We start from the raw sequence: 15,453 nt of genomic DNA, 5'->3' as shown, positions 1-15,453 counted from the left end.
TCAGCGCAGCTCCTGGCCGGGCATGAGCAGTTCCTTGCCGCCATTGATCAGGTCGTTCACGCTCTGGGCGCGGGAGCCCGGCAGCTGGAGACGGGTGATGCGCAGAGTGCCGTTGCCGCAGGCGATGTCGATCCCGTCCCGGTCCCGTTGTACTACGGTGCCGGGGAAAGCGTCGCTGGCGGTAACCAGGGCCTGGGCTTCGTGAATCCGGATACGTTGGTCACCCAGATCGGTGTAGGTTCCGGGCCAGGGGTTAAAGGCGCGAACCAGCCGTTCAATCGCTTTGGCATCTGCGGCCCAGTCAATATGGCCTTCGGTCTTGCTCAGTTTGCTGGCGTAGCAGGCCAGCTGATCGTTCTGGGGTTCCCCGGTGAGTTCGCCCTTCTGAAGAAGCTCCAGGGCCTTGATGATGGCCTGGCCACCGAGTTCAGCCAGGCGGTCGTGGAGACTGCCGCCGGTGTCGTTGTCCTCGATGGTGGTCAGGGATTTCAACAGCATGGCGCCGGTATCCAGGCCCTCGTCCATCTGCATGATGGTGATGCCGGTTTCCGCATCGCCTGCCGCTATGGCCCGCTGAATAGGTGCGGCGCCGCGCCAGCGTGGCAGCAGCGAGGCGTGGATGTTCAGGCAACCGTGGGTTGGAATGTCCAGGACCGCCTTCGGCAGGATCAGACCATAGGCCGCGACAATCATCACGTCCGGATTCAGATCGGCCAATTGCTTCTGGGCGTCGGGCGTTTTCAGTGTTTCGGGCTGGAAGACCGGGATCCCGTGGTCCAGCGCTACCTGCTTGACCGGGCTGGGCTGCAGCTTCCGGCCACGGCCGGCGGGACGATCCGGCTGGGAGTAAACGCCAACGATAGTGTGGCCGGCTGCAATCAGGGCGCGGAGCGCGGTTGCCGCAAAATCCGGTGTACCAGCAAAAACAAGTCGCACGGTGTAGTGATCTCTGTTCCGTTGTATACGAAAAGACCGGGTCGTGACCCGGTCCGGAATAGTGTCTGGTTTTGGGCCAGGCCAAAGCCTGCTCAGGCACTCTTCTTGTGCTGCTTCTCCAGCTTTTTGCGAATGCGGTTACGCTTGAGAGAGCTGAGGTAGTCAACGAACAATCTGCCGTTCAGGTGATCCATCTCATGCTGGATACAGACAGCCAACAGGCCTTTCGCTTCCAGTTCAAACGGTTTGCCGTCCCGGTCCATTGCACGGATCATGCAGTGTTCGATCCGTTCGACGTCTTCGTAGAATCCAGGTACCGACAGGCAACCTTCCTGCATGTATTCCCGTTCACCGTCCAGCACTTCGACCTCGGGATTGATGAACACCCGCGGCTCACTCTTGTCCTCGGACAGATCCATAACGATGATCTGTTTATGCACATTCACTTGGGTGGCCGCAAGGCCAATGCCGGGCGCATCGTACATGGTCTCGAACATGTCGTCGATCAGCTTGCGGTCGGCGTCTGTCACCTCTTCTACCGGTTTGGCAATGGTGCGTAGACGGGGATCCGGGTATTCGAGAATCTCTAGTATCATAGGTCGGTCTTTTAGCCTGTATGTCGGGATGCCCGCGGTATTGTGCCGGCATGCCTTTTGACTTTGCTGCTCTTTGTAACAGTGTGAAACTGATCTCCGAAATGCGACAGCGTACTGCGCAAATTTTCACCTTGCCTCTACTATTATCGGGGCAAGGCCCCAGCTTTCAACGGCTGGAGGGGTTCTCAAGCTTTATACGACTATTATCCAACAATTCGTCGATTGAGTACAAACTGATCAGTTAATAGTTAAAATCTTTCAACGACGGGATAGAATTTACTGGAAGAACAAAAGATAACATCACAATTTGCGAGACTTCTTCTATAGTAACTGGAATAACAACGTAATAAGCTGCAGGTAACTGACTGCATCCCAACAGAATGCAAAGAATCAAGGCACGCGATCAAGGACTTACACAATGAGGAAACTGCTGTACGCTCTGGCAGCAACTACGCTGCTTATAACCTCCTGGGCTCATGCTGCACCGGAGCTGCGGTCCGATCATCCCGAGCGTTACACCGTAGTTAAGGGTGACACCCTCTGGGACATTTCGGCCCGTTTTCTGAACAACCCCTGGTACTGGCCGGAAATATGGCATGTAAACCCGCAGGTCGCCAACCCTCACCTGATTTATCCCGGTGATCGCCTTGCCCTGGTTTATATTGATGGCAAGCCCCGTATTACCAAGGTTGCCAGCAACGATGTCGTAAAGCTGTCGCCCAAGGTACGTTCCGAGCCCATCGATACGCCCATCCCGGCGATCCCGCTTGATGCCATTGGCAGTTTCCTGACGGATACCCGTATTGTCAGCCCGGAAGAAATCAACGGTGCTCCGTATGTTCTCGAAGGTGAAGACGGCCGGATTATCACCGGTGCCGGCGACAAGCTATATGCTCGCGGAGAAAAGCCTGCAGACAAGGTGGGTGTATTCCGTCGCAGCAAGGAGTTCAGGGACCCAGATACTGGCGAGTTCCTCGGTCTTGAGGCGCGCAGTATCGCCCGTGGTGATGTGGCACGTGAAAATGGCGATGTGCTGACCGTAAACCTGACCAGCTCCAACGAAGAGGTTCGCATTGGCGACCGGCTTCTGGTGAGTGAGGACCGTCGCCTGACCACCAGTTTCGTGCCCAGCGCGCCCAGCGGGGACGTTGAAGGTGAGATGATTTCGGTTGACGGTGGCGTAAGCCAGATCGGTCAGTACGATGTGGTTGCCATTAACCGCGGCACCCGGGAAGGTCTGGAAGCTGGCAACGTGATGGCCGTACTGAAAAGTGGCAACCTGGTTCGCGATCCGGTGACCGGAGAAACCATCGAGCTGCCCTCCGAGCGTGCCGGGTTGCTGATGGTGTTCCAGGCCTACGAAAAAATGAGCTACGGTCTGGTGCTGCAGGCCAGCCGCGTGTTGACGGTGGGTGACAAGGTTACCAACCCCTGATTGACTGACTACCGATAGAAGCAATGGCCGGACCAGGAAGGTCCGGCCTCGCTGTTTTCAAGGATGATGCCGTGTTTTCCTCTGCCACAGCCCGATGGCTGTTCCTGACTTGCCTGCCCGGCCTCGGCCGTACCCGTCGGCGTGAACTGCTGGCGGAATTTCCTGACTTGCCCCAAATGCTTTCCTTGAATGCTGCTACCCTGCGGGCCGTGGGCATAACTGCAGACGCCATGGCCGCAATCCAGGCCTGGCAAACGCAGGATGATGCGCATCCGGCGATTCGTGAGGTGCGGACCATAATGCACGATTGCCAGAAGCATGCCGTCGGTATTCTGACCTGGGGAGATACCCACTACCCCGAGCAGCTCCGGCACATTCACGACGCGCCACTGGTGCTCTTTACCCGAGGTGACACGGAGCTCCTGGCACGGGACCAGATCGGCATCATCGGTAGCCGCAAGGCTACGCCCGCCGGTCTGGATCATGCCCGGCGTTTTGCCGCCGAACTGAGCGCCCGCGAGCTGATAGTGACCAGCGGTCTGGCGCTCGGGGTCGATGGCGCTGCCCATGCGGGGGCACTGGATGCGGGGTATCCCACCGTAGCGGTGATTGGCTGTGGCCTGGACCGAGTTTACCCTCACCAGCATCGCCGCCTGGGCGAGCGAGTCGTTGCCGACGGACTTATGATTTCCGAGTATCCTCCTGGCACGCCGGCGAGAGCTGCGCACTTTCCCCAACGCAACCGGATTATCAGTGGCCTGAGCCGTGGCGTGCTGGTGGTCGAGGCGGGCCTGCGCAGTGGCTCCCTGATTACCGCGAGGATGGCGCTGGAACAGGGGCGGGAAGTATTCGCCATTCCCGGCTCGGTGCACAGCCCTGTTGCCCGGGGGTGTCATCACCTGATCAAACAGGGTGCCCGCCTGGTGGAAACGGTGGAGGATATCCTGGAGGAGCTTGGTGCCTGGTGGTCCCCGCCACTGGCAACCGAAGCGGCTGGCACCCCGGAGCCAAAGCCCGGAGGCAAGGGCCCGCTGGCCGGCCTCAACGGCCGTGAAATCGCGGTGTTTGAGGCTTTAGGGTATGATCCACAGTCAACCGATGCACTAAGTTCAGCAACCGGCCTTCCTGCCGATCAGCTTATGCAGTCCCTGTTGCTTCTGGAGTTGCAGGGGCTGGTCAGCTCGGCACCGGGAGGCTTTCAGAAAATCGCCTGAACCCCGTGTGATCATCTAACCGGATCAACGTCTGACACAAGCAGTATGGCCCATTCCCACCCCCTATCTGACTGGCAATTGCACTGCGCTCGCCGCACGGTTCTCGGAGGCGGCGTTATTGCCTATCCCACCGAGGCTGTCTGGGGCCTGGGTTGTGATCCTTGGGACCAGGAAGCGGTGGAGAAGGTTCTGGAGCTGAAGCAGCGCCCGGTCCAGAAAGGCGTGATTCTGGTGGCTTCTTCCCTTGACCAGGTTCGCTTCCTGCTGGATCCCCTTCCCCCTCTGCTGCGGGCCGAGGCAGAGCGTCACTGGCCCGGCCCCGTGACCTGTCTGCTGCCAGACCCGGAGCGACAGGTGCCGGAATGGGTGCGCGGAAAGCACAGTTCCATCGCGGTTCGGGTCAGCGAGCACCCGGTGGTGCGGGCGCTCTGTGAAGCGACGGGCATGCCCCTGGTCTCCACGTCCTGTAATCCGGCGGGGCGACAGCCCGCCCGCCATATCTGGCAGGTGCGCGGGTATTTTGGCGATCAGTTGGACTGGATCGTTCCGGGAGCACTGGGCGGAAATCGCAAACCCAGCCGTATTATTGATATTGTCAGCGGTCAGCAACTTCGTTAGGAGCGTTTATGGCACAGCAACCCGATAGCCAGGCGGTCAAGCAGTATCTGCTGGGCCTGCAGGAGTCCATCTGCAACCGTCTGGAGGCCCTCGATGATGGTGCATCGTTCATCAAGGATGCCTGGGATCGGCCCGAAGGTGGTGGTGGCGTCAGCCGGGTGATCACCGAAGGCCGGGTGTTCGAGAAAGGTGGTGTTAATTTCTCTCACGTCATGGGCGATACCATGCCAGCTTCGGCCACCGCCCATCGCCCCCATCTGGCCGGTGCACCCTGGCAGGCCATGGGTGTGTCCCTGGTAATCCACCCCAACAACCCTTACGTGCCGACCTCCCACGCCAACGTGCGGTTTTTTATTGCCACGCCGCAGAACAGCGAGCCGGTTTACTGGTTTGGCGGCGGCTACGACCTCACGCCTTACTACGGTTTTGAGGAAGACTGTGTGCACTGGCACCGCACAGCCCGCGATGCCTGCGAGCCGTTCGGAGAGGGCACCTACAAGCGCTTCAAGGATTGGTGCGATGATTACTTTTATCTGAAACACCGGGATGAACCCCGGGGTGTTGGAGGTCTGTTTTTTGATGACCATAACACCGGTGACTTTGAGCAGGATTTCGGCCTGATGAAAGCGGTGGGCAACAGCTACATAGACGCCTACGAGCCTATCGTCCGTCGCCGAATGGATCATCCGTTTGGTGACCGTGAGCGGGATTTCCAGCTTTACCGCCGGGGGCGTTATGTGGAATTCAACCTGGTCTATGACCGCGGCACCCTGTTTGGCCTGCAATCCGGCGGTCGCACCGAATCCATACTGATGTCCCTGCCGCCCCTAGTGCGCTGGGACTACAACCGGACCGCCGAGCCCGGTTCGGAAGAAGCCCGGCTGACAGACTATTTTCTGACCGGGCGGAACTGGCTGGAGACCCAACATGACTAACGATCTCTACGCGGTAGTTGGCAACCCCATCAGCCACAGCAAATCGCCGAGGATCCACAGCCTTTTTGCCAGCGAGACCGGTGAGCCGGTTGAGTACACGGCCATCCAGGGGCCGCTGGATGATTTTGCCGGCACGGTGAGGCAATTCTTTGAACGGGGTGGCAAGGGCCTGAACGTAACCGTGCCCTTCAAGGAGGAAGCCTGGAAGCTGGCGGACCGTCGTACCGAGCGAGCCCAGAATGCCGGGGCCGCCAATACCCTGTATCTGGATGACGAGGGCCGGCTCACCGCTGACAACACTGACGGGTGCGGTATTGTGCGAGATCTGGTTGTGAACCACGGTGTTGTCCTCGGGCAGGCACGCATCCTGGTGCTGGGCGCCGGTGGCGCGGTTCGCGGTGTTCTGGGGCCGATCCTGGCGGAGCATCCTGCCGCCATTACCATTGCCAACCGGACGGTTGCCAAGGCTGACGCTCTGGTTAACCTGTTTAAACCCGTGGCGGGCGAGACCGCGCTTTCTGCCTGCGGATTCGAACAGCCCGGGGAGCCCTTTGACGTGATCATCAACGGCACCAGTGCCAGCCTCCAGGGCGATTTGCCACCGCTGTCACCGGAGGTGCTCGGAGAGCAAACGGTGGTCTACGACATGATGTATTCTCTGCAAACCACGACGTTCAATCAGTGGGCGCTGGAACAGGGTGCACAGAACGTTCATGACGGGCTTGGTATGCTGGTGGAGCAGGCGGCGGAATCCTTCCGTATCTGGCGCGGCGTGAACCCTGCCACCGGTCCTGTCATTGAGGAATTGCGTAACGACTGAGCCGCTGCCCCCGGATTGGGCTATGCTCAGGGTCAACTTCCGTAGGGATTTTCGATGGATATTCTTACCCTTGTAGGGCTTGTGGCAGGTGTCCTGATCGTCATCATGGCGATGCTCGCCAATGCCTCTTTCCTGACGTTCCTGAACCTTCCGGGGCTTGCCATTGTGCTGGGCGGAACCTTCGCCGTTACTCTGATCAAATTCCGAATGGCGTCAGTCATGAGCGCCTTCCGCCTGGCCATGTCGGCCGCCTTCACCGACCGTATGGCACGGCCGGCGGAGTTGATCCGGGAAGTCGGTTCGCTGGCCATGGTGGTGCGTAAGGAGGGCATTCTGGGTCTGGAAAACCACCAGACTGACAACGAATTCCTCCAGAAAGCCATCAATCTGTGTGTCGACGGCCACCCGCCGGAACTGGTGGAGGAGGCGCTGGCACAGGAAACCCAGCAGACCGCCGAACGTTACGAAGTGGCCGAGCGGGTGTTCCGGGGCATCGGCGAATCGGCTCCGGCCATTGGCATGCTGGGCACCCTGGTAGGCCTGGTGCAGATGCTCAACACCCTCGACGATCCGTCCTCCATCGGCCCGGCCATGGCCATCGCCCTGCTCACCACCTTGTACGGTGCGTTTATTGCCCAACTGGTTGCCCTGCCCCTGGCCGACAAGCTGCAGCTGAAAGCCGAGGACGAGGCCCGGAACCAGATGCTGATCATCACGTCTATCAAAAACATCATGCGCGGTGAGAATCCCCGGGTAATGACCGAGCTGCTGTCGTCGTTTGTCCACCCGGAGCAGCGCAACGGCCTGGCGCCGGAGCGGGAGGCCTGAGGGTTTGGAACTGGTCCAGAAGAAAAACAGGAAGCGTTTACAGAACCAGACGCCGGCCTGGATCGTCACATTTGCCGATCTGGCCACCCTTCTGCTGACCTTTTTCATACTCCTGCTGTCGTTTGCCGAGATGGACGTGGAGAAGTACCGGGCCATGGCCAATTCCATGGCAGTCGCTTTTGGCTCCAGTAATGTCCTGGCCGATGATATCGGCGGTTCCCCGCTGACCATGATTGAATCCGAGACGGTATCGCTCCCTGAGCCAACGGAGTCCCAGACCAGGGAGCCCGAATTTATTGATGAGCGTGCCGAGGGTGTTGCGCCCACACAGATCCCAGGCGGCGTGATTGATCTGGCCAGCCGAATGATCCGGGAACTGGAGCAGGAAGTGGCGTCAGGAGCGGTCAGTGTCAATTACGACCAGGATCAAGTGGTAATCCGCTTTTCCGAGGAAGCGACCTTCCGGTCCGGCGAGGCGGCGATCAAGCCTGAGATGATTCCGAAGATTGAACGGGTGGTCAATGTGTTGTCGGTTTGTACCGGGGATGTCCTGGTGTCCGGCTACACCGATGACCGGCCCATCTCCAGCGGTCGCTACCGTTCGAACTGGGATCTTTCGGCGGCCCGAGCCGTGTCCGTGGTGCACGAGCTGGTGATGAACCGCCAGGTACCCGCCGACCGCGTGGTGGCGGCCGGTCGTGCCGAGACCAATCCTCTGGCGCCCAACGATTCGCCGGAGAATCGGGCCCTTAACCGTCGGGTGGAGATCGCGATTCGTAATCCCGAGTGCAACGATGACGTCCCGACCGGCGACCTTCCGGTCGAAATCATGCCCTGAGTCTTATATCCGGCGTGAAGCTTCTCATTCGTAATCCATATAACTGTCGTGCTTTCAGGGCTTTATACTGTGCGCCGTTTATTGACTGGCACAGCGGAGCGAGAGAGTAACCATGAGTGGACCGGACAAGCCAAAAGTGATTGGCGAAGAATGGAGTGATGAGCGGGTCAGAAGTTTTCTGGCTATCCAGCCCTGGGATGCTGCCGAGAACCCTGACTTCAACGCCCTGTTGAAAGCCTATCAGGCCATGCGGGCCGAAGATTTCGAGCGCTTTATCGGCTTTTTTGTTGCCGAGGGTCGGGATCTGGATGCCGCAGGCCCAGACGGGGAGACCATTCTTGACCTGATTTCCCGTCATCGCCGCAGTGTCGATTATGCCCGGGCGCTGGAGAACGCCGGCGCCAAGAAAGCGGCCGCCGCCAGGGATTGATCGGGCTTCAGAGTTCCCCGAAATGCCGGTGTAAAAACGGGCGGAATTGGCTCATGGTGGCGCCTGCAGTCTCCGGATCGGGCCGGATACCGGGTTGGAATCCCGGAAGCTCGCCGGACAGGAAAGGTTCCACCAGCGATGGGTCGGCGCTGATGACATGAACCACCACATCCCGGCTAGCATCTTCGCCGGTGATCAGTGGCGCTGGCTGATGGTCGCCCAGAATGATCATCAGGGCGTCCTGGCGCAGGTAGTGGGCGGCGAAGCCTCCGGCAACTTCCAGGGCATAGGCAATCGCCTGACCGTAATGTTCCCGGACCCGGTCCGGATCGCGCCACAGCGAAACCGGCGCCTCGCCAGCACCCTCCCAGCGCCGGAACACTTCACCGTTGCCGATGCTTTGCCAGTCATCAAGCACCGGCAGGATCGGCACCCAGGGGGCGTGGCTGCTGATCAGCGCCAGCTCAGCAAAGAGCGGCCCCTCATTCGCATTGCGAATGTCCTGAAACCGGTGCCAGGTGTACTGGTCGGGCATGGTGACCCAGTTGAATGGCGGCCCCTGATAACCCAGATCATCGTGATCGTAAATCCGATCGTAGCGGAAAAGCCGGCCCTCGGGCCAGGCCCGGGTGATAGCCGGCATCACGGCGACAGTGCTGTGCCCTGTACTGCGGAAGTCATCGATCAGCGTGGCGTAACCGGAGCTGAGGAGGGTTTCGTAGGCAAGCTGGTTGTGGATCCACTGGCCACTCAATACGGATAGATGACCAAGCCAGGATTGGCCACCCTGGATGGGTGATTGCAGCCGGCCAGTCACCACCGACAGCCCGGCCGCGTCGATCGACCGGCCCAGGGCCTCAAGGCCCGGATTGACGAGTGACCGGTAGCGCTCGTCCGTGACCGTCGACACCCCGTAGGATTCGATAAAACCCAGAATGACATCGGTATCTGCCAGCCTTGGCAGGGGCGTTGCCAGGCCTTCCCGGCCTGGCTGCGCACTCAATTCGTTGGCAAAGTCCCGGGTTGTCTGGTGAGTGTGGGTGATCAGGGAGGCCTGATTGGCAACGAAGGCCAGCGCCGGGCTGCCAATCCAGGGCGTGATGGCCCCGGCCAGAAACAGGCCGACCACAAACCAGAGCGGTTTGCCCAGGTGTGCCGGCGAGTGGTGCGCCAGCCGTTCCAGGCCATGGCGAAACAGCCAGCCCACGCCTGCAAGCAAACCCAGCAGAGCGGTGAGGGCCGCAACCGCCAGAAGCGCTCCCAGGTTTGTGTTGAGCAGATTCCAGGCCGCATCCAACAGGCCAATTTCAAGATACAGGTTCAGGCCGCGGCCAAGACTCTCCCGAACCAGGGCATCTGCCAGAACAAGCAGGAACAGAAACGCGTAGGCGACGGCCAGCAAACGAGCGACGCGGTATCTCCGCTGAGGATCCCTGAGCCCGCAAATGATGGCCCACAAGATCAGGGCCTCCAGAGAAAGCCAGGGGGTGTTACCCGGCAATGCCAGGGACGGAAACAGGAACAGCCCGTTCAGCAGAAAAAGCCAGACCAGTATCACGAAGCGACCTCAACCCAGGCGATCTGTTCCTGCCGACGGGGCAGGGGCACCGGTATCGGCGAGTCTCCCTCAACCGATTGTGCCATACGAGTCAGTGTTTCCCGCCAGGGTGATTCATGGGAGGCATGCCAGACGCGCCAATGCAGGGCGGCTAACGCCTCCGGATGTTTGCAGATCAGGCTGAGCTCCCGGTGAGTCAGGCCCTGCTTGCCTTCCGTGGCGCAGCGATCCACCAGAGACGCCAGGGCCCGCGCTTTCTTGCCCCGTAATGGTGAGGCACTTCGCCTGTGGTCCCGGGCGGAAACGGGAGACAGAACCATCTGTTCGAACCAGTCCAGGCCGCCCGGTGTCCGATGACCCATAGGTGCGGGACCGGCAAGATCAATCACCCTCGTTGTCCGGTAATCTTCGGGCACCGCCAACCATTGCCCTTCCCCCGGTTTTCGGCTCAGCCACCAGGCCAGAGCAGGTGAAAACAATACCGGTGCCAATACGGGCAGGGCCCAGGGTGTCAGCGACGGCGCGTGCCATTGGATCAGGCTGAGCGCCGCAACGGCGGAAGCCAGCAGGAGGGCAAAGTGCCGAAGGCTGAGCCCCGGCTTGGCACCGCCGGACCGGTTCTGTCCCTGCCAGCCAACTCTGAGATTCGACAGCGCGCTCCCAACATGGAAGGTGTGAATCAACATCCGGATGGGGGCCAGCGCCAGTGCTGCGAGCGTCTCCATCAGCGTGTTCCCCGAGAGCCTGAGCAGCCCGCCAAACCTGGAAGTCCGCTTTGCCAGCGCGTGGTCCGTTATCGCAAGCAGCCGGGGGCCGAACAGCAGCACCGAGGTCACCAGGACCAGCAGAAAGCCCGGACCAGAGTCGGTGTCCGTGGTAGCCATGACGCCCGGCAAAGCCGGCGTCGAATCGGCCAGCGCCACATAGCCTGACAAGCCCAGGAAAACCAGCCAGAGCGGAGAGGCCAGGTACGAGAAAATTCCGGTTAACAGCGCCATCCGGTGGGCGAGCCGGATCTTCCCCAGGGTTGCCAGTAGCCAAAGATGCTGGAGGTTGCCACGGCACCAGCGCCGGTCCCGGATCAGGTCATCCTCGAGGGTCGGCGGTGATTCCTCAAAACTGCCGGCGATGGCCGGTTCCAGCCAGACCTCGTAGCCGGCCCGTCCCATCAGTGCCGCTTCGATAAAATCATGGCTGAGTACCGGCCCCCGGAACAGACCGGGCCCGCGAAGCTTGCGAAGACCACAGTGGGCCATGAACGGCGCTACCCGGATGATTGCATTGTGGCCCCAATAGGTGGCCTCTCCCAGCTGAATGGCGGCCAGTCCGGCTCCGTAGAGCCTGCCATAACAGCGGTTGGCGAACTGTTGCAGACGCGCAAACCGGGTTTCTGCCCGGGCAAGGCGGGGTGTGGTCTGGATAATCCCCGCTTCGGGCCGGGCCTCCATGAGCTGTATCAGGCGGGTAATGCAGTTGGCACTGAGCAGGCTGTCGGCATCCAGAACCACCATGTAGCGGTAGCGACGACCCCATCGACGCAGAAAATCGGCGATGTTGCCGCTCTTGTAGTTTAGATTGAGGTTGCGTCGCCGGTAAAACAATTGCTGACCGGGCGCCAGTTCTGAGCGTATCCGGTCGCAGGTCGCCTGTTCCTCGAGCCAGATTTCTGGGTCCCGGCTGTCCGAGAGCACATAGAAATCAACGGAATCCTGTTGTCCCGTTCGTTCGAGATCCCGGATGATTGCTTTAAGACCGCCGAGGGTGCGCTGCACCGGTTCATTGCAGACAGGCATCACGACGGCGGTAGGCGCGACCGTTGCGTTTTCGGGCGTAGACTGGTCAACGCGGCTCGACAGGCTCCAGGGGTCGCCGCCAAAGCGGAGCGCAAAAAAGCCAAAAACGGCGGTCCAGAAGCCCACGCCGATCCACGCAAAGAGGAGCCCGAAGACGGCCAGCAACGTGGCAGTCGTTCCGCTATTCGCCTGCTCCGGCACTGTCTGGGCAAACAAATAGACGCCGGCCAGGGTTTGAGCGGCCACCAGGAAAACAAGCAGAAGGCGACGCCGGAACGCGACCGGCCGCCAGCAAGCGGGGCTATTCACGCGGGTAACCGATACTGGCCCGGGTAATGGGTGGCAGAGGGCGTCCCTGGCATGGCCCGGGCAGGGTAAACCACTCCGGCATCCGCGCCAGCAACTGCCCGTTGCTCAAGGCCGGGTTTTCAGCGGCGTGCACTTGCAACAGGTTGTGTAACCGCGCCCGGGTTTCGGGACCGGTATCGTGGCCTGCCGCGCGCAGGTAGAGCAACGCTCGATCAAACGGTTGGTCCGGTGTGTCCACAGTGGTCTCCGGGATGAAAGGTTACGTCGAAAGATACGGCCACGGCGGTGACTTCAGACCACTGGCTTACTGATCGTTAAGATACTCATTCTTCAGGCGGACATAGTTGGTGGCGGTGTATTTGAAGAACCCGCGCTCCTTCTCCGTCAGCACCCGGCCTTTCTTGCAGGGCGACCCCACGTAGAGATGCCCGGATTCGAGTGTCTTGCCGGGCGGAACCAGACAGCCTGCGGCAACAATTACCTCATCCTCCACCACGGCGCCATCCATGATGATGCAGCCCATGCCAACTAGAACCCGGCTGCCAATGGTGCAGCCGTGTAGCAGTGCCTTGTGGCCCACCGTTACATCGTCGCCAAGCGTGAGCGGATAACCGCCGGGGTTGTAGTCACTGGCGTGGGTGATGTGCAGAACCGATCCATCCTGGATGCTGCATCGATGTCCGATACGGATTTTGTGCATATCGCCACGAACAACGGTCATCGGCCAGATGGAAACATCATCGCCGGTTTCCACATCGCCAATCACCACGGCACTTGGATCGACCCATGCCCGTTCCCCAAAATGTGGCGTGATACCCTTGTGTGAACGTATATTCGTCATTACATAGTACCTGTTCGAGTGAAATTGAACGCGTATACCCGGAGGCCCGGGGCGCCTGTGGGAGAGGTCCTTCCAAAACTGTCTGTCGCCATGGATGGCGACAGTCAAGCGTCACATGGACGTGCCGCCAGGAGCGTGTTTTGGAAGGACCTCTCCCACAGGTGCCAGCCCCATAGAATTAAGAAACCAAACTACCCAAGATTCGACGAACTGAGAAGGGGACCTATGAATAACCCGTTACTGACCGACGACCTGTTGCCGAAATTTGACCATGTCCGCACCGAACACATGGAAACGGCAATTGACCAGATTCTCAGTGAAAACCGGATGAAAATCAGCCAAATCGCGGAGCAGGACGATCCCACCTGGGAAACTCTGGCGCAGCCGATGCAGTCGCTGGATGACAAGCTGAGCAACGCCTGGTCGGTGATTTCGCACCTGAACGGCGTGATGAACAACGACGAGCTGCGAAAGGTGTACAAGAACTGCCTCGAGAAGCTCACCGAGTACAGCACCGAGGTGAGCCAGAACGCAGCCCTGTGTGACGCCTACAAGAAGCTGGCCGACCGGGACGATTTCAAGAACCTGAACGAGGCCCAGCGCAAGTCCGTGCAGAACACGCTCCGGGATTTCCATCTGGGCGGCGTTGATCTGCCGGAAGACAAGAAAAAGCAGTATGCCGACTTGTCCCGGGAGCTGTCCGAGCTGTCCAACAAGTTCAGCGATAATGTGCTGGATGCTACCCAACACTGGTTCAAACATATCACCGATGTCGATGAACTCGCCGGCGTCCCCGAGACCGCTATTGAAAGCGCCAAACAGGCCGCACGCCAGAAAGACCTGGACGGCTATGTCATCACCCTGGATTTTCCCAGTTTCTTCCCGGTCATGACCTACTGCGACAACCGGGATCTGCGTCGGGAAGTCTATGAAGCCTTTGTGACCCGCGCTTCCGACCAGGGCCCGGATGCTGGCCAGTGGGACAATACCCCGGTGATGGCGGAAATCCTCAAGCGCCGCCACGCCCAGGCCAAGCTGCTGGGCTTTGACAACTATGCCGAGCGCTCCCTGGCCACCAAGATGGCCCGTAGCAGCGACGAAGTGCTGGACTTTCTGAACCAGCTGGCGGCCAAGTCCAAGCCTCAGGCCGAGAAAGAATTTGCCGAGCTCAAGGCGTTCGCGAAAGACGAGTACGGCGCCGAGGAACTGCAGGCCTGGGATATCGGCTATTACAGTGAAAAGCTTCGCCAGAAGCGCTACGACATCTCGCCGGAAACCCTGCGTCCCTGGTTCCCGGTGAACAAGGTGGTGCCCGGATTGTTCCGTGTGGCTGAAAAGCTGTTCGATGTCCAGATTGAAGCGAAGCCAGAAGTGGAAACCTGGCACGAGGATGCGACGGCCTACTGCATAAGTCGCAACGGCGAGCCCCTGGCCTGGTTCTATCTCGACCTCTATGCCCGCCAGGGCAAGCGAGGCGGTGCCTGGATGGCCGATTGCCGGGTGCGCTGGCGCAACCTGCGTGGCCAGCTCCAGTTGCCGGTAGCCTTCCTGACCTGCAACTTCACCCCGCCGGTGAATGGCAAGCCGTCACTGCTGACCCACGACGAAGTGACCACCCTGTTCCACGAATTCGGCCACGGCCTGCATCACATGCTGACCCAGGTCGATGTGCTGGACGTCTCGGGTATCAATGGTGTGGCCTGGGATGCGGTGGAACTGCCCAGCCAGTTCCTGGAAAACTGGTGCTGGAATCCGGAATCGTTGGGGCTGATCGCCTCGCACCACGAGACCGGTGAACCGCTTCCGGAGGATCTGCTGCAGAAACTGCTGGCGGCCAAGAACTTCCAGTCCGGCATGGGCATGGTGCGCCAGCTCGAATTTTCCCTGTTCGACTTCCGCCTGCACGCTGAATTCACCGACGAAGCGCCCACCAACCCGCTGGATATGCATCGCAAGGTGCGCAGCGAGATTGCCGTGGTGGAAGCCCCGCAATTCAACCGCTTCCCCAACTCCTTCTCGCACATCTTTGCTGGTGGCTATGCGGCTGGCTACTACAGCTACAAGTGGGCGGAAGTGCTGGCGGCCGATGCCTTCTCCCTGTTCGAAGAGAAAGGCATCTTCGACCCGGAAACCGGCAAGGCCTTCCTCCATAACATTCTGGAGAAAGGCGGCTCACAGGAGCCTATGGAACTGTTCAAGGCTTTCCGGGGTCGCGAACCGCAGGTGGATGCGCTTTTGAAACAAACCGGCATCACGGACGAAGCTGCCTGACCCAATTTGAGCCGGCAGTCGTAAAGGCTGC

General features: G+C 60.0%; 15 protein-coding genes. 9 read left to right on the top strand and 6 right to left on the bottom strand.

Annotated features, from left to right (window positions below; all coding sequences use genetic code 11):
* Nucleotides 1-936, bottom strand: coding sequence for a methionyl-tRNA formyltransferase (gene fmt, locus CFB02_RS14680; RefSeq protein ID WP_088558579.1), 936 nt, complete (start codon nucleotides 934-936; stop codon nucleotides 1-3).
* Nucleotides 937-1,028: 92 nt separating this feature from the next.
* The gene (gene def, locus CFB02_RS14675) at nucleotides 1,029-1,532 is read right to left on the bottom strand and encodes a peptide deformylase (RefSeq protein WP_088558578.1); all 504 of its coding nucleotides are present in this window, start codon (nucleotides 1,530-1,532) and stop codon (nucleotides 1,029-1,031) included.
* A 418-nt stretch (nucleotides 1,533-1,950) separates the two neighbouring features.
* On the opposite strand from def, the gene CFB02_RS14670 reads away from it, so the two are divergent.
* The 8 genes from CFB02_RS14670 (at nucleotide 1,951) to CFB02_RS14635 (ending at nucleotide 8,650) form a co-directional block, all read left to right on the top strand.
* Nucleotides 1,951-2,967, top strand: coding sequence for a LysM peptidoglycan-binding domain-containing protein (locus tag CFB02_RS14670; protein WP_088558577.1), 1,017 nt, complete (start codon nucleotides 1,951-1,953; stop codon nucleotides 2,965-2,967).
* A gap of 71 nt (nucleotides 2,968-3,038) precedes the next feature.
* A complete protein-coding gene (gene dprA, locus CFB02_RS14665; protein ID WP_088559261.1) occupies nucleotides 3,039-4,181 on the top strand; it encodes a DNA-processing protein DprA in 1,143 nt (380 codons plus the stop codon).
* 45 nt (nucleotides 4,182-4,226) lie between these two features.
* Nucleotides 4,227-4,799 (top strand): L-threonylcarbamoyladenylate synthase, encoded by a 573-nt coding sequence (locus CFB02_RS14660; protein WP_088558576.1) that lies wholly within the window; start codon nucleotides 4,227-4,229, stop codon nucleotides 4,797-4,799.
* Nucleotides 4,800-4,807: 8 nt separating this feature from the next.
* Complete coding sequence (gene hemF / locus CFB02_RS14655; RefSeq protein WP_088558575.1) at nucleotides 4,808-5,734, top strand: oxygen-dependent coproporphyrinogen oxidase; 927 nt, start codon at nucleotides 4,808-4,810, stop codon at nucleotides 5,732-5,734.
* The gene (gene aroE, locus CFB02_RS14650) at nucleotides 5,727-6,554 is read left to right on the top strand and encodes a shikimate dehydrogenase (protein WP_088558574.1); all 828 of its coding nucleotides are present in this window, start codon (nucleotides 5,727-5,729) and stop codon (nucleotides 6,552-6,554) included. Before hemF ends, aroE begins: the two co-directional genes overlap by 8 nt.
* A gap of 54 nt (nucleotides 6,555-6,608) precedes the next feature.
* Nucleotides 6,609-7,382: a motility protein A gene (locus tag CFB02_RS14645; protein ID WP_088558573.1), complete on the top strand. Its 774-nt coding sequence runs from the start codon at nucleotides 6,609-6,611 to the stop codon at nucleotides 7,380-7,382.
* A gap of 4 nt (nucleotides 7,383-7,386) precedes the next feature.
* A complete protein-coding gene (locus CFB02_RS14640) occupies nucleotides 7,387-8,220 on the top strand; it encodes a flagellar motor protein MotB (protein ID WP_088558572.1) in 834 nt (277 codons plus the stop codon).
* 112 nt (nucleotides 8,221-8,332) lie between these two features.
* Nucleotides 8,333-8,650, top strand: a complete 318-nt coding sequence (locus CFB02_RS14635; protein ID WP_088558571.1) for a PA4642 family protein — start codon at nucleotides 8,333-8,335, stop codon at nucleotides 8,648-8,650.
* 7 nt (nucleotides 8,651-8,657) lie between these two features.
* Here the strand turns inward: CFB02_RS14635 and CFB02_RS14630 are convergent, their stop codons facing one another.
* From CFB02_RS14630 to CFB02_RS14615, 4 genes are all read right to left on the bottom strand, one after another.
* On the bottom strand, nucleotides 8,658-10,208 hold the full coding sequence (locus CFB02_RS14630) for a sulfatase (protein WP_088558570.1): 1,551 nt from the start codon (nucleotides 10,206-10,208) through the stop codon (nucleotides 8,658-8,660).
* Nucleotides 10,205-12,310, bottom strand: a complete 2,106-nt coding sequence (mdoH, locus tag CFB02_RS14625) for a glucans biosynthesis glucosyltransferase MdoH (RefSeq protein WP_227519234.1) — start codon at nucleotides 12,308-12,310, stop codon at nucleotides 10,205-10,207. The genes CFB02_RS14630 and mdoH overlap by 4 nt, the downstream gene beginning before the upstream one ends.
* Entirely contained in the window at nucleotides 12,303-12,548 is a 246-nt protein-coding gene (locus tag CFB02_RS14620; protein WP_088558569.1) for a hypothetical protein, read from the bottom strand. Before CFB02_RS14620 ends, mdoH begins: the two co-directional genes overlap by 8 nt.
* 66 nt (nucleotides 12,549-12,614) lie before the next feature.
* Nucleotides 12,615-13,151, bottom strand: coding sequence for a gamma carbonic anhydrase family protein (locus tag CFB02_RS14615; protein WP_088558568.1), 537 nt, complete (start codon nucleotides 13,149-13,151; stop codon nucleotides 12,615-12,617).
* Between the two features lie 225 nt (nucleotides 13,152-13,376).
* On the opposite strand from CFB02_RS14615, the gene prlC reads away from it, so the two are divergent.
* Complete coding sequence (gene prlC / locus CFB02_RS14610; RefSeq protein WP_088558567.1) at nucleotides 13,377-15,422, top strand: oligopeptidase A; 2,046 nt, start codon at nucleotides 13,377-13,379, stop codon at nucleotides 15,420-15,422.
* The last annotated feature ends 31 nt before the right edge of the window (nucleotides 15,423-15,453 follow it).

Origin of the sequence: Marinobacter sp. es.042 (assembly GCF_900188315.1) — a bacterium.
Classification (GTDB): domain Bacteria; phylum Pseudomonadota; class Gammaproteobacteria; order Pseudomonadales; family Oleiphilaceae; genus Marinobacter.
Note: the sequence above shows the minus strand (reverse complement) of the source record. Positions and strands in the feature narration are given on the sequence as shown.